26 protein-coding genes and 1 tRNA gene are annotated in these 20,846 nt (G+C 60.1%); 14 read left to right on the plus strand and 13 right to left on the minus strand.

The window, feature by feature from the left end:
* Positions 1-6 precede the first annotated feature (6 nt).
* Positions 7-285: a helix-turn-helix domain-containing protein gene (locus GTP27_RS00085; protein ID WP_161037169.1), complete on the minus strand. Its 279-nt coding sequence runs from the start codon at positions 283-285 to the stop codon at positions 7-9.
* Positions 282-1,343 carry an HD domain-containing phosphohydrolase gene (locus GTP27_RS00090; RefSeq protein WP_161037170.1) on the minus strand — a complete coding sequence of 354 codons (1,062 nt, stop codon included), beginning with the start codon at positions 1,341-1,343 and terminating at the stop codon, positions 282-284. The genes GTP27_RS00085 and GTP27_RS00090 overlap by 4 nt, the downstream gene beginning before the upstream one ends.
* A gap of 150 nt (positions 1,344-1,493) precedes the next feature.
* Here GTP27_RS00090 and GTP27_RS00095 point away from each other — a divergent pair, with 150 nt between their 5' ends.
* Positions 1,494-2,138 carry a helix-turn-helix domain-containing protein gene (locus tag GTP27_RS00095; RefSeq protein WP_161037171.1) on the plus strand — a complete coding sequence of 215 codons (645 nt, stop codon included), beginning with the start codon at positions 1,494-1,496 and terminating at the stop codon, positions 2,136-2,138.
* A gap of 89 nt (positions 2,139-2,227) precedes the next feature.
* On the opposite strand, the gene GTP27_RS00100 is transcribed toward GTP27_RS00095, so the two are convergent.
* Positions 2,228-2,422, minus strand: coding sequence for a YgaP family membrane protein (locus tag GTP27_RS00100; RefSeq protein ID WP_161037172.1), 195 nt, complete (start codon positions 2,420-2,422; stop codon positions 2,228-2,230).
* A gap of 260 nt (positions 2,423-2,682) precedes the next feature.
* Between GTP27_RS00100 and GTP27_RS00105 the strand changes: the two genes are divergently transcribed.
* Positions 2,683-2,925 (plus strand): hypothetical protein, encoded by a 243-nt coding sequence (locus GTP27_RS00105; protein ID WP_161037173.1) that lies wholly within the window; start codon positions 2,683-2,685, stop codon positions 2,923-2,925.
* Between the two features lie 11 nt (positions 2,926-2,936).
* Here GTP27_RS00105 and GTP27_RS00110 read toward each other — a convergent pair whose 3' ends face one another.
* Together GTP27_RS00110 and GTP27_RS00115 are read right to left on the minus strand one after the other, a co-directional pair.
* On the minus strand, positions 2,937-3,284 hold the full coding sequence (locus tag GTP27_RS00110; protein WP_161037174.1) for a carboxymuconolactone decarboxylase family protein: 348 nt from the start codon (positions 3,282-3,284) through the stop codon (positions 2,937-2,939).
* 82 nt (positions 3,285-3,366) lie between these two features.
* Positions 3,367-3,822: a hemerythrin domain-containing protein gene (locus tag GTP27_RS00115; RefSeq protein WP_161037175.1), complete on the minus strand. Its 456-nt coding sequence runs from the start codon at positions 3,820-3,822 to the stop codon at positions 3,367-3,369.
* Between the two features lie 302 nt (positions 3,823-4,124).
* Here GTP27_RS00115 and GTP27_RS00120 point away from each other — a divergent pair, with 302 nt between their 5' ends.
* Positions 4,125-4,346: a hypothetical protein gene (locus GTP27_RS00120; protein ID WP_161037176.1), complete on the plus strand. Its 222-nt coding sequence runs from the start codon at positions 4,125-4,127 to the stop codon at positions 4,344-4,346.
* Positions 4,347-4,388: 42 nt separating this feature from the next.
* Here GTP27_RS00120 and GTP27_RS00125 read toward each other — a convergent pair whose 3' ends face one another.
* On the minus strand, positions 4,389-5,234 hold the full coding sequence (locus tag GTP27_RS00125) for an SIR2 family NAD-dependent protein deacylase (RefSeq protein WP_161037177.1): 846 nt from the start codon (positions 5,232-5,234) through the stop codon (positions 4,389-4,391).
* 76 nt (positions 5,235-5,310) lie between these two features.
* On the opposite strand from GTP27_RS00125, the gene GTP27_RS00130 reads away from it, so the two are divergent.
* Positions 5,311-5,395 (plus strand) — tRNA-Leu (locus tag GTP27_RS00130).
* 515 nt (positions 5,396-5,910) lie between these two features.
* A complete protein-coding gene (locus GTP27_RS00135; RefSeq protein ID WP_161037178.1) occupies positions 5,911-6,258 on the plus strand; it encodes a CCDC90 family protein in 348 nt (115 codons plus the stop codon).
* A 181-nt stretch (positions 6,259-6,439) separates the two neighbouring features.
* Here the strand turns inward: GTP27_RS00135 and GTP27_RS00140 are convergent, their stop codons facing one another.
* The gene (locus tag GTP27_RS00140) at positions 6,440-6,919 is read right to left on the minus strand and encodes a DsrE family protein (protein ID WP_161037179.1); all 480 of its coding nucleotides are present in this window, start codon (positions 6,917-6,919) and stop codon (positions 6,440-6,442) included.
* Between the two features lie 184 nt (positions 6,920-7,103).
* Here GTP27_RS00140 and GTP27_RS00145 point away from each other — a divergent pair, with 184 nt between their 5' ends.
* Positions 7,104-7,289, plus strand: coding sequence for a hypothetical protein (locus GTP27_RS00145; protein ID WP_161037180.1), 186 nt, complete (start codon positions 7,104-7,106; stop codon positions 7,287-7,289).
* 114 nt (positions 7,290-7,403) lie between these two features.
* Positions 7,404-7,961 (plus strand): cytochrome b, encoded by a 558-nt coding sequence (locus GTP27_RS00150; RefSeq protein WP_161037181.1) that lies wholly within the window; start codon positions 7,404-7,406, stop codon positions 7,959-7,961.
* 10 nt (positions 7,962-7,971) lie between these two features.
* On the opposite strand, the gene GTP27_RS00155 is transcribed toward GTP27_RS00150, so the two are convergent.
* From GTP27_RS00155 to GTP27_RS00180, 6 genes are all read right to left on the minus strand, one after another.
* A complete protein-coding gene (locus tag GTP27_RS00155; RefSeq protein WP_161037182.1) occupies positions 7,972-8,199 on the minus strand; it encodes a DUF6434 domain-containing protein in 228 nt (75 codons plus the stop codon).
* A 334-nt stretch (positions 8,200-8,533) separates the two neighbouring features.
* Positions 8,534-8,878, minus strand: a complete 345-nt coding sequence (locus GTP27_RS00160; RefSeq protein ID WP_161037183.1) for a hypothetical protein — start codon at positions 8,876-8,878, stop codon at positions 8,534-8,536.
* A gap of 23 nt (positions 8,879-8,901) precedes the next feature.
* Positions 8,902-9,375 (minus strand): DUF2059 domain-containing protein, encoded by a 474-nt coding sequence (locus GTP27_RS00165; protein WP_161037184.1) that lies wholly within the window; start codon positions 9,373-9,375, stop codon positions 8,902-8,904.
* A gap of 57 nt (positions 9,376-9,432) precedes the next feature.
* Positions 9,433-10,680, minus strand: coding sequence for a voltage-gated chloride channel family protein (locus GTP27_RS00170; RefSeq protein ID WP_161037185.1), 1,248 nt, complete (start codon positions 10,678-10,680; stop codon positions 9,433-9,435).
* Positions 10,681-10,735: 55 nt separating this feature from the next.
* On the minus strand, positions 10,736-10,975 hold the full coding sequence (locus tag GTP27_RS00175) for a hypothetical protein (protein ID WP_161037186.1): 240 nt from the start codon (positions 10,973-10,975) through the stop codon (positions 10,736-10,738).
* An 88-nt stretch (positions 10,976-11,063) separates the two neighbouring features.
* Positions 11,064-12,497, minus strand: coding sequence for a M20/M25/M40 family metallo-hydrolase (locus GTP27_RS00180; protein WP_161037187.1), 1,434 nt, complete (start codon positions 12,495-12,497; stop codon positions 11,064-11,066).
* Between the two features lie 163 nt (positions 12,498-12,660).
* Here GTP27_RS00180 and GTP27_RS00185 point away from each other — a divergent pair, with 163 nt between their 5' ends.
* From GTP27_RS00185 to GTP27_RS00215, 7 genes are all read left to right on the plus strand, one after another.
* Positions 12,661-13,191, plus strand: a complete 531-nt coding sequence (locus GTP27_RS00185; RefSeq protein WP_161037188.1) for a GNAT family N-acetyltransferase — start codon at positions 12,661-12,663, stop codon at positions 13,189-13,191.
* Between the two features lie 137 nt (positions 13,192-13,328).
* On the plus strand, positions 13,329-13,760 hold the full coding sequence (locus tag GTP27_RS00190) for a YMGG-like glycine zipper-containing protein (RefSeq protein WP_161037189.1): 432 nt from the start codon (positions 13,329-13,331) through the stop codon (positions 13,758-13,760).
* 114 nt (positions 13,761-13,874) lie between these two features.
* Positions 13,875-14,900 carry a serine/threonine-protein kinase gene (locus tag GTP27_RS00195; RefSeq protein WP_161037190.1) on the plus strand — a complete coding sequence of 342 codons (1,026 nt, stop codon included), beginning with the start codon at positions 13,875-13,877 and terminating at the stop codon, positions 14,898-14,900.
* Between the two features lie 2 nt (positions 14,901-14,902).
* Entirely contained in the window at positions 14,903-17,464 is a 2,562-nt protein-coding gene (locus GTP27_RS00200; protein ID WP_161037191.1) for an FtsW/RodA/SpoVE family cell cycle protein, read from the plus strand.
* 3 nt (positions 17,465-17,467) lie between these two features.
* Positions 17,468-19,141, plus strand: a complete 1,674-nt coding sequence (locus GTP27_RS00205; RefSeq protein ID WP_161037192.1) for a hypothetical protein — start codon at positions 17,468-17,470, stop codon at positions 19,139-19,141.
* A gap of 14 nt (positions 19,142-19,155) precedes the next feature.
* A complete protein-coding gene (locus GTP27_RS00210) occupies positions 19,156-19,686 on the plus strand; it encodes an SH3 domain-containing protein (RefSeq protein WP_161037193.1) in 531 nt (176 codons plus the stop codon).
* 82 nt (positions 19,687-19,768) lie between these two features.
* On the plus strand, positions 19,769-20,764 hold the full coding sequence (locus GTP27_RS00215) for a PP2C family protein-serine/threonine phosphatase (protein ID WP_161037194.1): 996 nt from the start codon (positions 19,769-19,771) through the stop codon (positions 20,762-20,764).
* Positions 20,765-20,846: the final 82 nt, after the last annotated feature.

The following is a 20,846-nucleotide window of genomic DNA, read 5'->3' on the forward strand; positions in this document are numbered from 1 at the left end:
CCTGCCTCAGGCCCCCTGCGGGTGGCGCTGCAGATACTGCTGGTGTATCGCGTCCAGCCGCTTGAGTTCGGCAATGGGAATCTCGAACACTTCGTGCACGCGCAGCATCAGCTCGGCGCTAACGCCGGTGCGGCCATGGCGTATCTTGCTCAGGCTGGACGGCGCCAGCTGCAAGGCGCGGCTCAGTTCCGCATCGTTCTTCAACTGCTGGCGCAGCAATACGTGGTCTAGCAGGGTATGCGGCCGGGCATCGGCCGCCAGCCCCAGATAGCGTTGTGCATTCATACGTGGCTCCCGATATCGGCAAGTTCATGCGCCTGATAGGCATGCTGGACAGCCAGCAAAGCATCCACATCCGCTAGCAGCGCAGCGACGCACAGCGGGTCGAACTGGCTACCCGAGCCATCGCGCATATATTCGATGGCGCGCTGCATTTCCCAGCCCGCCTTGTAGGGACGCGTCGAAGTCAGTGCATCGAACACGTCGGCAACGGCCACGATGCGGCCATACAGGGGAATTGCATCGCCCGCCAGCCCACGCGGATAGCCGCTGCCGTCATAGCGTTCGTGGTGGCTCTGGGCAATGATGGCGCCCACCTGCAGCAGCGGCGATTCACTGCCGGCCAGAATGCTGGCGCCGATCTCGGTATGACGCTGCATGATTTCGATTTCTTCCGCCGTCAGCGGCCCCGGCTTGAGCAGTATGGTATCGGGGATGCCGACTTTGCCTATGTCATGCATGGGCGCTGCATCGCGGATCAGATCACAGCGGGCTTCGTTCAGTCCCAGATTTTCGGCCGTGAGGCGCGCATAGGCGGCCATGCGCAGCAGGTGGCCGCCGGTTTCGGGATCACGGTATTCGGCGGCGCGCGACAGCCGGCAGATCGCCTCGTGCTCGCGCGCTACCACATCGGCCGTCGCCTTGCGCACGGCGTGGGTCAGCCAGTCGGCCCGTTCGGCCAGCTGCAGCTGTGCGCGCCGCAAAGCCAGCAGATTGCCGACGCGTGCATTCAGTTCGGCATGATTGACCGGCTTGGTCAGGAAATCATTCGCACTCAGGCGCAAGGCTTCGTGCCGCACGGCCACTTCCGTATCGGCCGTAACCATCACCACCGGCACCTCCTGTTTGCCCGGCAGCGCGCGGAAGCGGCGCAGAAATTCCAGTCCGTCAAGTTCCGGCATCATGTAATCGAGCAACACCAAGTCAGGCGTGTTGGCCTCGCACCAGGCCAGCGCGGCCACCGGATCGGCCATGGGACGGGCCACCGCCGTGTCCAGCATGCTCAGCATGTGACAGAACAGTTCGAGATTGAGCTTGTTATCGTCAACGATCAGTACATTCATGGCGCTACTCCCCTGAGCTGGCAGCGGCGCTGAACGCGACGCAGCCGATCATTCCAAATAAACCGATAAAAACAATTATAACGATTTTCTGACAAATGTGCTGTTTATTGATAGAATTGGTTTAAATCTGCTGTATGGGGAACGTTGCAAATGAAAAACACGAGTCAGGCCAGCGCGGTGTGCACCACGCAACGCGCGGCCAGCATACTGGGAATTTCGGTCTCGTCGGTACAGCGGCTGGTAGAAGCTGGTGCCATCGGCGCCTGGAAAACCCGTGGCGGCCATAGGCGCCTGGCGTTGACAGAGGTGCTGGCCTATAAGGCGCAGCCAGGCAACCAGCTAGTGGAACTGGACCAACCCGACCACCTGCGCCTGTTAATGATAGAAGCCGATACCGAGCGGCGCGAACAGTTCCAGCGCCGCTACAGCCAGTGGCACCTGCCCGCTACGCTGGAATTCTGCAGCAACATCTATCAGGCCATGCTGGAACTGGCACGGCACCAGCCGGATATATTGCTGGTTGATCTGGAAGATAACCACATCAACGGTAGCGTCATGCTCAACACGCTGGTGGGTGACCCCAAACTGTGGACCATGCACATCGTCATCCTGTCCGAACAAGACGCTGCGACGCTGGCCGAGCGGGGCATCCTGCCCCAAGGCACGGTGTTTTTCGGGCGCACCGTGCACCCCGGCGAACTGCGCGACTACCTGCAGGCGCGCTGCGTGCAGCAATTGCGCAATGTGACAGCAGAGCCTGCTGCCTATCAGCCCGAACTAAGCGCGGAAGCCTGATTCCGCAAAGCAGCAAGGGCATGTACCGCTGCTGCAGTACATGCCCTTGTCGGTAGCGCAGCACTGGCCTGCGCCAGCCCTGTTGCAGCTTATTCGCGTTCCAGCGGACAAGTGTTAAAGCCCAATATGGTGTACAGCGGGCAATAGCCGAGCGCTCCGGTCAGCAGCGGCACCACACCGATATAGCCCCAGACGCCGATGTTTCCGCTGGCGGCCAGACCGACCAGCGCTAGCCCGGCCACCACGCGCAGCGCGCGGTCCAGCGAACCTTCATTCTTTTTCATTTTCAAGCTCCTGTAGTGAATATCGGCCTACTTATGTAGCCGACGGTACAACACCTAACAACCCAAGCCGCAGACTGTGCTTAAACGTCCGGCGATGCTGCAGCATGTGAAAAACCGGCGTTTTACTTTGCATCTAGCAAGCATCGTGTTGCTTGTCTTGGACACAATTTACTTCTTTCTGCAACATAGTGCCATGGCCCTGTCAGGTCAGCGTATATTCTTGCCTGTGCAAACGGAATAGGGTTAGGAGAAGCTTGAGCATGGAAAGCATCACCGTGGTGTATCTGCAGGGTGAAAACCGACGTTCATGTCCTGAACAAGGCGTCCTGATCAAGGACTATCCGTGCAGCGATGACGCTCTCAATGCTCGCGTTCCCGATGGCTATGCTCTGGCATTTTTCCAGGACGGCAAAGATCGCTACCTGTACAACCGCCAGCAGGGATGGAAAAAAATCACCCGCGGCGGCACAGCCGAGCCGCAGGGTACTCCCCAAAGCGACTAGACTGATCTAGATCAAGCCGCAAACTCCTCGTAAGCCTTCAGGGCATGGGTGGCATACATCATCGATGGGCCACCCCCCATGTACACGGCCGTGCCCAGCACCTCTTCCAGTTCGGCACGGGTAGTACCTAGCTTGACGAGAGCCTGCACATGGAAACCGATGCAATCATCGCAACGGCAGGCAATTGCTATCCCCAGCGCCACCAGTTCACGGGTTTTCTTATCGAGCGCACCTTCCTTGGTACCGGCTGCGGCCAGCTGGCTGAAGGCGGTCATCAGATCAGGCTGGGACTGGCGCAGGTCGCGCATTTTGCCCGATACTTGTTTGGTCAGTTCTTTGTACTCCGGCATGCCACTCATATATCCTCCGTATCGCTATACCATAAAATATTATATCTCATAATATATTGAAATACGCAAGTCAGGATGGCATTCCTAATCCTCAGGACTTGCCGGTTAGCTGCTGCTTTAACTCGGCCATCTGGGTGCCCAAAGCCAGCAGATCGATACCGGCCTTGCGTACTTTGGCAAACATCGGCCCCTCTTCCTCCTCGACATGATGCTGGATCTGCTCGGACAAGACCTTGACGCGAGCATCGTAGAGGTCATCCTCCGGGTCCAGCTCTTCGATCTGCGCGATCAGATCCTTGGCCGCGGCATGCTCCACCAGCGCTTCATCCATCAGATCATCATCGTCTACCTGAGCGCGCACGGCCGGATAGAACAGCCGTTCTTCGAGCTCTGCATGCACGCGCAACTCCGTACAGATTTTCCCAGCCAGACGCTGTTTACTCACTTTGGAGCGGTCGCTCAGCGCCTCGTAATCCTTAAATAGCGCCAGCACTTGCTGGTGATCAGCCTTAAGCATGGCCAGTGCGTCCTGTTTCTGCTGTTTCATATAACCTCCGCTAACGTTGGATAGGAGGTGCCAGCATAGAAGCCGCGCCTGCGGCTCACTGTGGTCGCCCCCACACAGTCGCAAAGTACTGGGCTCTGCGCTGCGGACTAGCAGAAATAAGCACCGACAGATTGCAAAACTTGATCAGGATCAGATTGCTGGACGGGTTGCAGCACCGGTCAGCGGTGGATAACAACTCAGCAAGTTAGACAGACAGGGGCAAGCGCCACGTTTATAATGCGTCGACCCATTACCATGCGCGCTGCGCCCCACTTATGCAAACTTTTCCTCTGGCAATCTGGATGCGGGCCCTCCTTGCGCTAGCCGCGATCAGCACGCTCATCGTTAAAAAAGTCTGGGATTTCTCCAGCCCCGTCAATGCAGCCATGGGGATCATACTGGCGCTGATCTATGCGCTAGCGGCGTGGCAAGGCGAAGTACGCGGATACTCATGGGGCAACAAGGCTTTTCTTGGCAGCGCCTTCATCTGGATAGGCAGTCTGGGCTTCATGCTGCTGGGCTAAAGCACAGACCTGCCAGCGCCACGCTCAGTGGCTCAGCAGGAATCAGCGTAGCAAAGTAGCAAGCGCGGCGCGGATCTGCTGCAGCCCGCGCAGCGCAGGCGCGGCGAGCCCGATATCGCTACGCCGGACCACCTCCGCCTCATCCGGGTTTAGCCTAACCAGCGGAACACCCATCTCTTCACCGAAGCGCCTGACGGTGGGAATAGCCGTACCCGCACCTATTTCCAGCACCACGCTCCTGCGCCCCCTGCCCAGCCAGCGCTCCAACCTGTCTACCTGCCGCCCGACAGCAGCGCCATCCCAGCCACCATCGCTGAACATCAGGATGTTAGGCCGAGCCAGCGCGCCACACGCCGGGCAGCGCGGCAATTCGGACTGCAGCTGGCAGCTCTCCTTATCCACCAGGGGATGAAAGTGCTGTGCCGACCACGGGGCATGGCCACAGCCATCGAGACACTGCAGCATATGGATAGTGCCATGGCATTCGGCTACCCGCGCCGGATCGAAGCCGGCGGACTGGAAATGTCCGTCCACATTGCTGGTAAAAACAAAGCCGCCCAGTGGCAGGCTGGCGGTGAGTTCCCGAAGAATCGCGTACCCCTGATGCGGCACTGTCTTGCGGTACAGTTGCAAGCGATGTCCGTAAAAACCCCACGCCAGCTCTGGCCTCTCGCGGAACGCGCGCGGGCTGGCAATCTCGTAGAAGCTCAGGCCATGACGTCCCAGCGCGGGATAGGCGCGCCAGAAACCATGTTCGCCGCGAAAGTCCGGCAGGCCCGAATCGATAGACATGCCTGCGCCGGCCGTAATCAGCAGGCTATCGGCCTCGGCAAGCAGTTCGGCCACACTGAGGTAGTCAGCGCTATCGGGCGCAGAGAGTTTGCTCATTGATGCAGTTGAAGGGCTTATACAGTTGTCGCTATGGCAGTTATTCAGGCTTCATGGCATAATGCCGGGCTATGTTGCTCCGATGGTGAAATTGGTAGACACTGCAGACTTAAAATCTGCCGCCGCGAGGCGTGCCGGTTCGATTCCGGCTCGGAGCACCATTAGCGTACATGAGGGTTACATGCCCATTATGGCATAGCAAGAAAATCTTCCAGAGCTCCGCAATTCTGTATAAGTTCCGCAAAACGCAGTTATTCATTCCTCTTGTTCCAAGACTCGAATGGCGCCTTTAGGCTACTGTTTTCAGCTGCCATGCCAATTAACTCGATCCGCCATTCCTGAAAATATACAGGGCTTCCCTGCTCGTCAGCTAAGTTAGTACTAGAGCCCCTGCCACCTCATGATGCCATGGTGCCACGTAACGCAGCGTGCATCCCAAAGCGCAGGCAGATAGTCACGGACCAGCGCAAGAATCTTGTCACCATAGCTAGCGCCAGCAGGCAGTAGCGGCGTTTAGTAGGCCGTTTAGCTAACCTTTCGGCTGCTCATTACACAGATCTCAAGCGAGATAAAAGCAGCTGTCGACCATAAGATAGCACTAATCGAGGCCAACAAACTGACACGTGAACAGTCTATGCCGGTTGACAGTAGCCCAATCCTAAATGATGATGAGTCCATGAATTCCATCACCCAAGAACTTCTTGATGCTCGACTTGAAACCATCGAAACTCGTATGGATGGTCGTATTGCGAACGTTGAAGTCAAGATCGACGGTAAGTTCGCTGAGGTCGATGCCAAGTTTGCTGAATTGCGTACCGATATGCACAAGGGTTTCGCTGACATGACAAAATGGATCGTTGGAACAGTGATAGGCGTTGCCGCTGTCTCAGTGACCATCATGACTTTTGTGCTAAACAACGCCGCCCCAAAGTCTGCGCCCACACAGCAAGCTCCTATAGTTGTCTATGCTCAACCGCCTGTGGTGGCGCCAGCGAATCAACCAGAAACTACTTCTAAGCACTAAAGGGAAGCTATTTTCCTAGGCCGCTAACACCCTGAACCCTACCTTGACCGTCGAATTTCGTAATTCAGGAAATGCTGCGGTAGTGAAAGCCGAAGTTGGCGCATTTATAGTCGGCAATCATTTCAAAGTTCCTTGATAGCTTGGGGGGGCTTCCAGTCCCCGCCATCGGACGAAAAATCTGTTAATTCGCAGGATTCACAACCCAGCCGTTAGTGGCAAGCCAGCCAACTTCTGCAAATCCGGAAGGAACAATGTCCCCTTCCTGAAGCCCATAAAGCGTATGCCAATCGAGCTTCATGCCTTTGAGCGTAACATTGCAGACATTAAATTGAGCGCCCGCAGCACGAGCGGCGTCGATGGCTTCCTTGAGCTTCGGATCGACCGGTTGCGACAGCATCTTGACACCTGCACCGTACAGCACGATTTTCGCCTGCATGTTTCCGCCTAGGCCACTGATAGCCTTAATCCCGTTACCGACGTTACGCAGACGGAATAGCCAGACCGATGGATCGTCGCTGGTGATGGGCACAAGCACCTTGACCTCGCCGTACTGTGCATGCCGGATGTTAGGCTCGACATATTCTGCCCGAACCGGAGGAACAAATCCGATCGAAACAACTGCGGCAAACAGAACGGAACCCCGCCTTATTTGATTTTTCAACTGAAATCCTCCGTATTGACGACACGATCATTGCTCAGCATAGCATCTCCAGTCCGCAAAACGTACTGCGCTCAGGGCCGCTTCCCATGCCCTGTCCTCAGCTAGCTAATTTTCTGAGGTAAAGTTCTGCAGAAATATGCCGCTATCAGAATAGGATCAACATTCAACCCGCGGAGAATTCAAAATGAGCATGGCCATAGGAAGCAGCACCTCGACCCAATATACCCCGGCAGCGCAAGTCAATACTGCCGCCCCTGCGAATGTCGCTGTGGACGCTGATGGTGACCACGATGGCAGCAAAGCTGGCGAAATCGAACCCGCTAAAGCAGTTTCCGGCTCCGTTGGTACCATTATCAATACAAAAGCCTGACTTCCGCTTTACCGACTTGGTAAGATTCAGCTTACTTGTCTATACGCTCACTGCCACAGTCATCGTACTGAGGCAGTGAGCTTTTCGTATTGCCCTGCTCAACCTTGCCCATATATGAACCGCATCATTCCTCCCCAGATACGCTACGACGCTCTGACCATACGCCTGCACTGGCTTAGCGCTGCGTTAGTTCTCGCCCTGTGGTGCATAGGCCAGGCCATAGACTGGTTCCCCAAAGGCGCGCCGCGGGTCTGGGTGCGTAGCAGCCATATCGCACTGGGAGTGGTGCTACTGGCCACTATCGCCTATCGTCTCTACTGGCGCCGCACCGGCGCGCGCCACCTGCCGCCGCCGTCCAGCATGAGTATCGGGCAGGCGCGGGTAGCAACGGGCTTGCATCACCTGCTCTATCTGGCCATGATCTCCGTGCTGTTGTTCGGCGTAGCAAACACATGGGTGCGCGGCGACAATATCTTTAATCTATTCCGGATTCCCGCCTGGGATCCCGCCAACAAGGCGCTGCGCGGAAACGTGGAAGAACTGCATGCGTGGGCAGCCAATCTCTTAATGGTGCTGGCAGGACTGCATGCTGCAGCAGGACTGGTACACCATTACATACTGAAAGATACTGTCTTACAGCGCATGCTGCCATTTACGGCAGATCGCCGTTAGCCTGCGCAATTCAGGGCGCTATCTCACCACGTCCGGTATGGCTGCGGATCCATAGATCCGCAGCCTCACCCATATTTTTCGCCTGCCCGCTCCGTATCCACGCCATGAATGCGCGGTCAAATCTGAACGCGGCACCGCACTCACGGACGAGGAAGCGCCTGACGTTTTGCGTGTTACGGTAATTGTGGTCAATTTCCGTGGCACGCGATATTTCTCCAACATGCCAGTCGAATTTCATACGCAATATCTCCTGTATCAGGCAATCGGGCAGTAATTAGCTGGCCTCTTCAGGCAATCCGGCCGAGCGACCTCAGCCCGACTAGGCCGCTTCAACGGGGCTGCGCGGGCCAAGTAAAGAATGACCACGCCAACAGCCGACGCCATCTTCAATCAGCTTCCAGCTCGGCTTTTTTTCCTCTGCTCTTGAGTAAGCCGTTCAAGGTCTGAATTTATCAGCGGCCATGAAAGAAGGCCATTGCAAATAAGAGTCGCAACAATCGCCAGCATAGCAGTCGCGCTAAGGCGAGAAGGTCTCCAATTGTCACGCGCGGGGGGATGTCTGAAAGATCAAGCTACTTGCGAAGGCTGGCCCCAAAACGGGCGGACGCCAGCACAAGCCATGCATAAGCCACCAGCAGCGGCAGCACCAGCAAAGCAAACCCGTACGTCGCAGCAACGGCAGGTAAGCACAATATAAATATTCCGATAAACGTTCCGTTACCTATGACCTTGTGCCAACGCCTATCGAGAAAGAAACCCTGACCAGCGCCTATGACTACGCCTGAGAGACAGACTGCAGCCAGCATGACCGGAGCGGAAAAATTTTCGAGCTTGATATACACAAGGTAAAGCGCCAGAAAGCCCAAGACGGCGCTTAAGGCGGCGATCAGCGTCGTTTTAACAGGTGCAGACCTCAAGTACGCTCTCCATCAATAAGTGTCTACTTCTTCGAGAACTTTGCGAAGGCGCTATTCATTGCAGCGCTCACATAGTCCGTTAATATTGGGGTCGACAATTGCTGCATCTCGCGCCCGATGATACTTTGTTTTTCCATGAGCTTAGCGATGAATGGTGACGCATTCCCTTGGTTGACCAGCGATGTCAGTTCCTCCGCAGTGAAATGCCGTGCGTAGATCTTCGCCAGATTGGCGTTCCATGGTCCCTGATACTGGCCAAGGTAGGCATCGAGTTCTTTTGAAACCAGAACCTGTGCTTCGGCCTGACCGAGCCGGGATCCCATCATCGCAAAGGTCTGCGTTTTCTGTGCGGTGGCAAGACCAAGCATCTTTAAATTGTTGCCCAAGTGCTGGCGCTGTACCAACTCGACCGCCGCCTGCTCGCTGGAACTCGCCATCGACACCTGCGAAATTCCGAGCAGAACCGCAAAGATCCATGTTCGCGCGTGCGCATTCATGCAATGTCCCTCTTAGAAAATACGCCCCCTGAGCGATAAGCAAAGCCGCCGGTGCCTTCAGGGCTGGCCGTCCGGCGGGCCTATCCTGTGCTTGTGCACAGCCACCGTCTGCGCCTTGTAGATCCCGCGATGGCCGGAGCAAAGATAGGCCATCACGCAAGCTAGCGCCGCATACGGGCCGATCTGCGGCCCGAATAGTTCGATCGCCATCACCGTCGAGGCTAGCGGCGTATTGGCCGCACCGGCAAACACCGCCACAAAGCCCAGCGCCGCCAGCATACCAAACGGCAGATTCAACAGCGGTGCCAGCGCATTGCCCAGCGTCGCACCGATGAAGAACAGCGGCGTTACTTCGCCGCCTTTATAACCGCTGCCCAGCGAAACCAGCGTGAAAACCAGCTTGCCCGCACTATCCCACCACGGTAGCGGATGCGCGAAGGCCTCCAGCATCACGGGTATGCCCAGGCCCGTGTAGCGCTGGCCCAGCGCTGCTACCGCCAGCACCAGCACCACCCCGCCAGCCAGTGCACGCAGCGGGGCATAGGGAATCAGCCGTTTGAGCAAGGCAGTAAGCGCGTGGACTGCGCTGGCAAACAGCCATGCGGTCAGGCCGAACACCAGTCCTGCCAGCAGCACGGCCAGCAGGCTCCATGGGCCGAGCGCCACTATCGCTCCCGCCGCATAATGGCTATGGTGTATGCCCCACGCCATACCGATCTGATCGGCCAGGATGGCTGACAGCATGCAGGGGAAAATCGCGTCGTAGCGCAGCCGGCCTATGGCCAGCACTTCCAGCGCAAAAATGGCGCCGGCCAGCGGCGTGCCGAAGACGGAAGCAAAACCGGCACTGATACCGGCCATCAGTACGATGCGCCGCTCCTCCTGGCGCAAGCGGAACAAATGGGTAAGCTGGTCGGCCAGCGAGCCGCCCATCTGCACCGCCGTACCCTCGCGGCCCACGGAGGCGCCGAACAGATGGGAAATCACTGTTGCCAACAGCACCAGCGGCGCCATCCGCAGCGGCACTACTTTGCGCGGATCGTGTATCTCGTCGATCAGCAGATTGTTACCTGCTTCAACCTGCGTACCCACCTTCAGATACACCCAGCTTACCACCCAGCCGGCCAGTGGCAGCAGCCAGATCAGCCAGTAATGGGTAGTGCGGCTTGCCGTCGCCCAGTCCAGCGCCCACAGAAACAGTGCGGAAGCAGTGCCGCTGGCCAGCGCAACGAGTCCGGCGATAAGCGTCCATTTGCCCAGATAAGGCAGAATTTGCAAAAGCGAGTATGGATGGCTGGATTTCATGGATTTTGCATACTAGCAAAATCCTCTGATCAGGACAATTTAAACGGCTTGCCGTTCAGCCCTGAGCTGCCAGTGGATCGGCCAGAATATCATCGACCTGCCGCATGGCTGCTTCGCAGGCAGCACGGATGGCGTCTGCTTCGCGCGCGCGCACAAACTGCATGGTGACGCCCTCGAACACTTCCAGCCCGTCCGCTTCGACGCGGGCCAGATCGCAGCCCGCAGTCCAGCGGCCGTCCGTGGTCGGTAAAGCCGTGGGCAGTATGTACCAGCCCTTGTAGGGTATTTTTTCCATGCCGCGCTCCATGCCAGTAGGGATTAGCCTAGCATGAAGCGGCGACACGATGCGCACGGCTGGCACGCGCGGCGGGAACTAGGGCTGCTTAATCTTCGCTATCAGCCTTGCCGACACGGCCTATCGGCTGCTCCATGTTGGCGAGGTACCAGCTCAGCGACGTCAGAACGGCCACATGGCGCTTGAGTTCCAGCGTATTCACCTTGTCCAGCGTATCGGCAGCCGTGTGGTGATAATTGAAGTAGAACGAAGAATCCACCAGCGGCTCGAACACCGGCACGCCGGCACGCTCCAGCGGGCCGGTATCGGCTGCACCGGCGATATCGCGCCGCTCGAACACCCCGGCACCGATAGGCGACAGCGCTTCGCGCAGCGGCGCAAAATACTTGACCATCGGTGCCGTCACGCTACCGATCAGGCCAAACGGACGGCCACCGCCGCTATCCGATTCGATGGCCGCGAAGTGCTTGTCCAGCAGTTGCTTGTTTGCCTCGAAATAGGCTTTGCCGCCGCGGGTACCGTTTTCTTCATTCGCCCAGGCGATCACACGGATGGTGCGGCGCGGATGCAGATCGAGCTTGCGCAGCGTTTCGATCACGCCCATGGCACCGGCCACACCGGTACCGTCGTCGTGTGCGCCCGTGCCCAGATCCCACGAATCGAGGTGGCCGGAAACGATCACCACTTCGTCGGCCTTGTCGCTGCCGGGCCAGTCCGCGATGACGTTAAAGGTATCGGCATCAGGCAGGGTTTGCGGGGTCAGCGTCAAATGCATTTTCACCGGGCCGCGCTTGAGCAAACGGTCCAGCAGCAGCACATCCTCGGTGGTAATGGCGGCAGCCGGAATGCGCTTACCATCAACCAGCCCGGTCGCGCCGGTGTGGGCAATGCGGTAGTTGGCACCACCTACCGAACGCACCAGCGCTGCTGCTGCCCCCATTTCAGCCGCCATTTTAGGACCGGCAAAGCGGAAGCCCGCGCCCGGCCCGTAAGCTGCACCGGCATGACCACGATCCGCCAGTTCCTGATCGAACGGCACGTCGAGCAGCACGATAGTGCCCTTCACCAGTGCCGATTTGGCTTTCAGTTCCTCGAAGCTGCGCACCACCAGCACCGGTGCCGTCAGACCCTGTGCTGGTGTGGCGCCGGAACCGCCGAGTGCCGTCAGCACGATTTTTTGCGTAATGCCGGCCGGGCGGCCAGCATAATCTACCAGTTCTGCCGTCTCGGCGCCACGCACCCAGTGCGGTACCTTCACGGGCTGCAGGGTAACTTTGGCGCCCAGCTTGCGCATCGCTTCAGCCACCTGCTCCACTGCCGCCGCCGCACCGGGCGAGCCAGACAGGCGCGGCCCAACCAGATCGGTCAGGTCGGCCAGACGGTCATAGGCCCAGTCGCTCTCCATGGCAGTGGCGCGGATACGGGCCAGCGTGGCCGGGTCATTGGGTGCAGCGGCAAGGGCGGCGCCAGCGGCGAACAGGCCGCTGGCAAGGGCGGTGAGGGCAAACTTGGTAGCTTTCATGGGTTTCCGTGTAGGGGCTGATGGTGACAAAAAACAGGAGCCGTGGATGGCAGGAATGAAAAATGATCTAAACGATAACCGATCATGCGGCGCTTGTCATCCATGTTGATTTGTTATCGCTACTGCACTACCATGATTCTTCAACCGGTTGAAGAAAGCGCCTATGCTCAAGGGTTCAAAGTGCACCGTACGTCACCTGCTCACGGCCGATCTGAACACTTTTATCGCGCTGGTAAACGACCTTCCCTCACGCGGCGACTACTTCTCCACCCAGTTCAAATCCCCTGAAACCCTGCGCAAAGAGTTTGCCCAGACCAGTTTTGTCACCGAGGACAGCGAACTATTCGTGATAGAAGACCAGCACCACCACATCGTCGGCGTGATCACCCATTTCAAGAGCCGTACTCCGGTCACGCGCGAAATCGGCTACCGGCTATTCGATCCAGCGCTGGCCGGACAAGGCTATGTGAGCGAAGCCTGCCGCCTGCTGGTGGACCATCTGTTCAGAACCCAGACCTATCACCGGCTGGAATTGCTCACCGCCCCCGAGAACAAGGCCTCGGTACGGGTGGCCGAAAAATGCGGTTTCAGTGCCGAGGGCGTGCTGCGCGAGAGTTTTTTCATCAACGGCCATTACCAGAGCGTGCAGCTATTTAGCCTGCTGCGCCCCGAATGGCAGGCCACCAGGCGCTAATTGTTACAAGGCTTTACCGCCAACCCGAGTTTGTAAGCAGGTGTATAAGACGTGGCGGATTTGCGCCACTGCTTTATAGTGAAGTCACTGGCTCAGTGATCTTTCCGGTCCGGCCTATGCCTAGTAAGGGGAATACCATGTTGAACAAGAAATCGTTGATTCTGGCTTTAGTCACCGCAGCGGCGGTCTCGTCGTCGGCCTATGCTGGCGAACGCGAGTTCAACACGCTGGCTGGCGCCGTGGTCGGTGCAGCGATCGGCAATAGCAGTGGTGGCCGCGACGGTGCCGTGGTCGGTGGCCTGATCGGTGCCGCAGTGGGCAATAGCATCCGCACTGACGACCGTTATTACGACCGAGGCCGCGGTGGCCGCTACGTCGAAACCCGCGTCTACACCCGCCCTGCCCCCGTCTATTACGAACCGGCGCCCGTGTACTATGTGCCGCCACCCCGTGTCGTGTATGTCGAACCGGCCCGCCCCTACTACCGCGAGGTTCGTGAGTACCGCGAATATCGTGACGATCGCTGGGAACATCGCCACTACCGCGATCACGATCACGACCGCTGGTAAGCGCCTGCCGCAAGCCAATCAAAGCCGCAAATCCAAGCCCCTTGTGCTCCGCAAGGGGCTTTTTTCTTTCCCTCCGCTAGCAAGTCCCGACACAGCCAGAATCGGGGGGATCGCATGACTATCATAACGCTGGAACTGGGGCACTACCGGCTGCAGGAGCAAATCGGCCGTTCGGCCTATGGCGTGATCTGGCGCGCCAGCGGGCCCGCCAGCACGCGCGACGTGGCGCTCAAATTCATCAATCACGAACAGATGGAAAAGGCAGGACCGGGCCTGCGTGAACGCTGGATTGCCAGTGCGCAGAACGAAATCGGCTTTCTGCAGGCACTGGAACCATGGGATGAGCGCCACATCGTCCGCCTGCTCGACAGTGGATGGCATCAGGAGCTGCCCGTGCTGGCACTGGAGCTGCTGGCCTGTGATCTGGGCAAACACATGCAGCAGCTGAAAAGCCGGCAGGAAGCCATCCCGCTGCCGCGTCTGCTCGAATGGACCAGCCAGATTAATCAGGCACTGGCCAAAGTGCACCAGTACGGCTGGCGCTATCTCGACCTGAAACCGGCCAATGTGCTGCTGGACTGGGGACTGCAGAACGTCAAGCTGGCGGACTTCGGCACCAACCGCCATGGCCTGCATGCCGAGCTCCATTCCTATGCCGGCACCGCCAACTGGCAGGCGCCGGAGCAGTTCTTTCCCCAGCCGCAGGGCAGCTATCAGAGCTCGGCCAGCAGCGACTATTTTTCGCTCGGCGCCATGTTCTACTATCTGGTCACGGGCGGCACGCCACTACAGTTCTGCGCAGACCTTGGTGCAGCCTACCGCGCCCACAATACAGCCGGCGCATCAGTGATACTGCAAGCCAGCGGCGGCACGCTGCCCGCCACACTGCACGAGGATGAAGCTGCCCGTTTCTGTGCTGCGCTCCCCACGCACGCGCGTGATAATGCGCTACTGCTGTTGCGCTGCCTGCTGCATCCCGATCCGGCCCAGCGCCCGCGCCACGCCATCCAGATCAGCCGCATGCTGCACGCCATACAGGGTATGCCGCACGAGCGCAACTACCTCGAGGTCACCGATCCTGTACGCGGCATGCGCCGCCCCACTGCCGCCAATGGCTGGCAGACTATGCGGAGCGCATAATCATGGCCAGTCTGCTGCGCTTACCGGGGCGCGTTGCGCGCCCCCACACACCCGCACAAGGTGGGGCGAAAAACCTCGCCCGTCAAACTGGGCCGGGATACGCCGCGTCCCGTCTGCGCAGTTTGCCCGCCATAGCCGCCGCCTTGCTGCTGCCGCTGGCACTGCTGACATTGCAGCTAGTCGCCCTGAACCGTGCTCCCCCAGCATGGCAACCGGCCAGCATCGGCATCCATCTGCCCCCCGGCGCAAGCGTCGATCTGGGCGCGCAGGAACTGGCAGCAACCCAGGCGGACCGGCGCCACCTGCGCTTGCGCCATGATATCCAGCAAGGCTGGATGGTACAGAACATCAGCAGCACGCACCGCTTGCTGGTGCAGACCGCCGACACGGAGCAGCATAGCGGCAGCGCGGAGCTGGCTAGCGGCCAGCGCTTCCAGATAGCTCAGAACGTATTCAGTATCGATACGCACAGCGGGCAGGAGCTCGCATTCAGCGCGCTTGGTCATCAGTGGCGCTACGACGGTGCGGTGCTGTATCGCGATGGCCTGCGGCAGACAGCCTGCCCGCAATCGCACTGGCCGGCACGGCTGGTCAGCAACTGGAACACTCTGGTGCCGCGCTGGCTGGCTCTGGCCCGCCCCCTCACGCTGGGCGGTAATCTGTATTGCGATAACCGGCTAGGGCTGCCGCAGCTGGCCTCCGCTTCAGCCATTATCAGCAAGCGCGATGGCCGCTTCGTGCTCGATGCCGGTCAGCCCGACGCAGAACAGGCGCCCTTGATGCTATTACCGCAGCAAACCGGGGCAGCCGCGCAGAATATTCGCCTGCAGGAGATGCCGCTCGCAGCAGCCAGCAGCATGATCGTCGGCCATACCCGCTTTGCCCTCGCCATTAGCGGCGATACGCTGAACTTGCGGCCCACCCAGCATGTGCGGCTTTACGCCGCGCCCGAAGTGCCGCTGGACCAGTCCATCGAGTGGCACCGGCAGGCCCGCCAGCTAGGCCTTGGCGATCTGTCTGCACCATTCCGAGCACTGGCGCTGGCAATGTGCGGCTGCCTGGCTGGCATCATCTGCCTGTATGTGTTGCAGTCTCGCGCCAGTCCGCGTCATGTCAGCGCTAGCCTTAGGCGCGCCGATCTCGCCAACCACAGTCGCAGACGCGCATCTCCGCTGCGCCACCTGCTGCCCGCGCTGCACGGCGCGCTGGCCCCCATGCTGGCGGCGGCCACCGCCTTGCTGCTGGCGGGCTGCGGGCTGACGGCGCTGATCCTGCAGCGCAGCCTGCAGGCGCCGCCTGCCAGCCTATCCCTGCTGCTGGCCGCCTGCGCCCTGCTACTCTGGCTTAGCCATCCTGATCGCCGCGAGCTTACCGGAATCTGTGCATGCAGCCTGCTTGCTCTGGGCCTGCTCTCGCAGCTGGAACTCGGCCTTGCCGCCAGCGAGTCCACCTGGCTGCGCTTCTACCAGAAGAGCAGCGCGCTACTCGCCATCGCCATGGCGCTCACTGTGCTCTGCCAGCAATGGCTAAAACGGCGCGAGGCGCACGGCCTGCACGGGTCGCAGCGCAGGATCGAATGGCTGCTGGCCGCTTACGCCGCACTGGCCCTGTGCGCCCTGCTACTGCAGGTGCTGTTCGGTGACGAAACCGGCGTATTCGATCTGCAGCCTGTGGAACTGGCCAAGCTGGCGCTGACGGCGCTAAGCGCCCATTGCCTCGCCCTGCGTTTTAACTGGCAAGAGCAACATGCCACGCTGGCGCAACGGAGCAGCCGCTGGCTGCATCTGATCGCACCCGCACTGCTATTCCTTATGCTGCTAGGGTTGGCGCTGGTGCAGGTTGATGATTTTTCGCCGCTGATCCTGCTGCTAGTCTGGTGCACCGCCATGGCGCTAGCCTATGCACTGGCTGCGCGCCACAACCTTTTGCTCCTTGCGGTACTCGGCCTGATGCTGCTCGCTGCCGCCTGCGTCGCCTCACTGCGTCTGCTAGGCAGCGATGAACTGATACGCTGGGGCTTTTATGCCGACCGCTTTCTGGTATGGCTGCATCCAGCGCTACATCCGCATACGGGCCAGCAACTGCTGGCTGGCGCACGAGCGATAGCCGAGGGTGGCTGGTGGGGTAGCGACGGGCATCTGGGTCTGCTGACACTAGGCCAGAGTGCAGGCGAAGTGCTACACGTGCCCGCCATACAGGACGATTTCGCCGCCAGCTTCTTCCTCAATCGCCACGGCCTGCTGGCGGGCCTGACGCTGTGGGTACTGCAGGCGCTCTTCCTTTGCGGGCTGGTACGCAACGCATGGCAGAACTATCAGCTTGCCTGCAGCGCCCGCAACTTCCGTCAGGCATGGCTGGGCCGCTTCCGCTATTTCACGCTATGCGGCGGCGCGGCGCTGGTGCTGGGCCACTTCCTGCTTTCCTGGGGCACCAATCTGGCCATCTTCCCCATCATGGGCCAGCCCATGAGTTTTCTCTCGGCCGGCGGCAGCCATCTGCTGTTTTTCCTTTGCCCCCTGCTAGCGTTCAGTGCCTTCAGTGCGCCATCCATGCAAGGAGAATGAATCATGCCAGTCTATGTACAACACCAGATATTGCGCCGCATCCCCGACGTCTTCAATGCCGAGGCTTTATGGCAGGCGCCCGGCCTTGCGCTGTTCTCGCGCCGCCCGCTGCTGCGCGATCTGCTCGAACGCTGCCCGCGCGAACACCGTGGCCGGGCCGCCACCCGCTGCTTCAGCCACATCACGCTGGCACTGCCACAGGAAGAGGTCGACGACGACTACCACCTGAGCCGCGGTGCACGTGCCCGCGATCTGGTGCAATCGCTTACCAGCCTGCACCAGAAAGACTTTGCCGACCTGCTCGCGGGCGAGACCGTACGCTACGACGTCGTCGGAACCGACACACTGGGGGCGGGCGAAGTGGAAGTGCGCTTTGGCCATGCCGTCTATCTGCCGGCGCCGGACGAAAAAATTCTCTACAACGTCAGCCTGTCGCGCGACAGCGCCGTGTGGCATCCCGTATGCCCTATCTATCCGGCCCAGCGGCTAGTGCTGATAGGCGCTGCCGGTAGCGATGCCAGCCACACCAGCGAACACTGGCCCTTCGGTCCCGATGCCAGCCTGCTCATCCTCAACGATGGTCCGGACGCGCCACCCGTGGTGCAGATGCGCCCCAAGGAGGGCTACCAGTGCAACTACGATCCGCGCAGCGGCTACTACATCATCCGCACGCTGCCCGAAGTGGCGGGCGGCACCCGCTTGCTGCTAAAAATCAGCCGTAGTGCCAGCGCCGCTCCCCGTAGCCGTCTGGCGACAACGCCTTCGGCACAACCGGGCGTTGCTGCGGCAACGACTATCAGTCACAACGCCACCACTGATACGCGGGTGAATACGGCTGGCAGTGCGCCCCAGACGCGTCCTGCCGTCTGGCAGGAGCGGCACGGCGGTACGCCCAGCAGAAGCCAGGCTAGCGCTGCCAACGGCATGGCCGCCGTCAACAACTTAAGCAGTGCCGCCGACGTGACGGCAATTCCGTCCAGCCGGCGTAGCAGCAGCGCCGACATCGAAAGCGATGCCACCTACGCACCGGCCAGCAGCCAGCGCGTCAGCCTCGTCGCACTGGCGCTACCGCGGCTAAGCCGCTATCGCGAAACCGGCATGCAGACACTGGCACTGCCGTTTAACCGGCAGATGGCCTTGGCACCGAATGCGGACGCCGTCATCAGTTTTATGGTCACCAGCAATGACGAGCTGTATGCTGCCAGCGCCGAGGGCAGACAGCGTATCAGTGCTCCCTCCACCTTCACCCCCGTCGACGGCTACAGCATCGCACTGATACCCGCTGCCCCCGCCATGGCCGACCGTTATTGCGCGCTGCTAGGTCTTGCCCGCCCCCTTGCCAGCCCCGCACCTGCCGGTGCCCGCTTTAATTTCGGCCGCAACTCTCCTGTACTGGCAGGACTGCGCATACTGGGCGAGGCACGCTATCTGCAGCGCGCTAGCGGCGATTCGGCGGCAGGTGTGGAGCGCATCGGCCTATCGCGCAACGCCTTCAGTTTCGAAGCCACCGCGCGCGGCTTTCTGATTGTCCGTCTGAATGCAACACAGGCGCTCTACCATCTCGATGACAAGCTGGCGTTTGTCGCCGCCATCGAGAATGCGAGCGAGGCGCCATATCTGCTACCGGGCGGGCACCATCTCGTGGCTGGCCCGTATGTGCTGCGCTTCGACGCCTGAGCAGCGGACCTGCCATGAGCCTCGCCCAAGCCGCCACCTATCTCGTCGCACTGGCTGCCACACTGGTTGTGGCAGCCTACTGCACGCCACGCAGCTGGTGGCGCCGGCTGAACCTGCGCGCCCTCGCCTTCACGCTGGGCGGGACGCTGCTGTTCGGCCATCTCTTCATGCCCAGCCTCATACCGGCGCCGGCTCGTGCGGAAACAAGCAGCAACGCTGCTACGCCCCCGGCCGCGGTAGACGGGATGGCAGGCGTCGCCAGCGCGATCACGGTGCAGGCGGTTCGGCGCGAAGCGGACGCGGACGGCCTCGCCACGCAAGCATTTTCTGTTCATCGCGACCTTAACCTGCGCCGTGCTGCTGGCGTGGACGCCAGACGCGTACTCACCATTCCTGCCGGCGCGGTGGTGAGCCCGACCGGCCTGCGCGAAGGCGACTGGTGGCAGATCAATGCCTGCCTGCATGGCAAGTGCAACACTGGCTGGGTTAGCAGCCTGTGGCTGCGCCGTCACGATGAACAGGGTGGAACGGTCCATGAACACTAAAACTATCGCCAGTTCTCCCTCTGCCGGACGGATTTCGGCTAAGCTGTGGCCTTTCACACGGCCTCGCCCCGCATCTTCACCCATGACCAACCTGACCGATCAACTGGATTTCGGCGCCAGCCTCGAAGTTGCTGCACGCTGCGAGGCCAGCATCAGCAAGCTGCAAGTGCCGGAAAATCAGGACAATCTGCTACTGATCGATGTCCATGGACAGGCTGTGCTCATGCAGCAACAGCAAGCACTGCACGTCACCGTTGCAGGCTGGCCACATGGCCATGTGCGCCTTGCTGTGCTGGATGGCATGGGCGGTCATGGCCATGGCCGTGAAGCGGCGGAAGCGGTGGCGCAGGCGCTGCTGCAGATTCCCGCCTGCGCCACCCTGGATCAGTTGAGCGCGCAGCTCGATGCCCTGCACCACAACCTGCAAGAGCAATTCCGCCAGCAGCACGATGACTATACTTTCCGCCGCCCCGGCACCACCCTCACTTTGCTGGAAATTCCCCCCCAGGGCCAGCCCATGCTTTATCACGTGGGCGATTCGCGTCTGTATGAAATCAGTGCCGACGATGCGCGCCCGCTGACGGTCGATCACGTTCCCGCCACGGCCTACGCCATGCACGGCCTGCTCGACGAGCAGCAATGGTGGCAGCAGGTGCATGGCGAACACCGGCCGCAGATCGTGCAGGCCTACATACTTGGCAACGCCTTCAGCAATCCGCAAGTGCTGGACGATAGCCTGCGTGGCCTGGATCAAGCCAGCCTGCCCGGTTTCCTGCAGCACCTGCCGGACCGCCGCGCGCTGACGCTGCGCAGCGATGCGCTCTACCTGCTGGCGACCGATGGTTTCTGGTCCTGCGCCCGGCCCGATCTGTGGGTGGCCCGCTGGCCCCGGTTAATGGCGCAATCCGGCCTGCCGGTAGCGGCTGCCATCGATGCGCTCTATCAGGACTATCGCCACAATCCGCCGCCGTCCCTGCACATCGATAACCTGAGCGCCATCCTGCTGCGCCCGCACGGCACAGCATCCGGCAATATTGATGAAACGGCATTACCCGAGGCAGCAAAGCCGCAGGATTGATGCTGGCGTGGCAAAACTGCCATCCGCCTGTCATAAAATCGGCGTTCCGCTAGCTACGCAGATTGCCAAAATGGCCTAAAAG

This window comes from Duganella qianjiadongensis, from assembly GCF_009857915.1.
Taxonomy (GTDB): Bacteria; Pseudomonadota; Gammaproteobacteria; order Burkholderiales; family Burkholderiaceae_D; genus Rugamonas; species Rugamonas qianjiadongensis.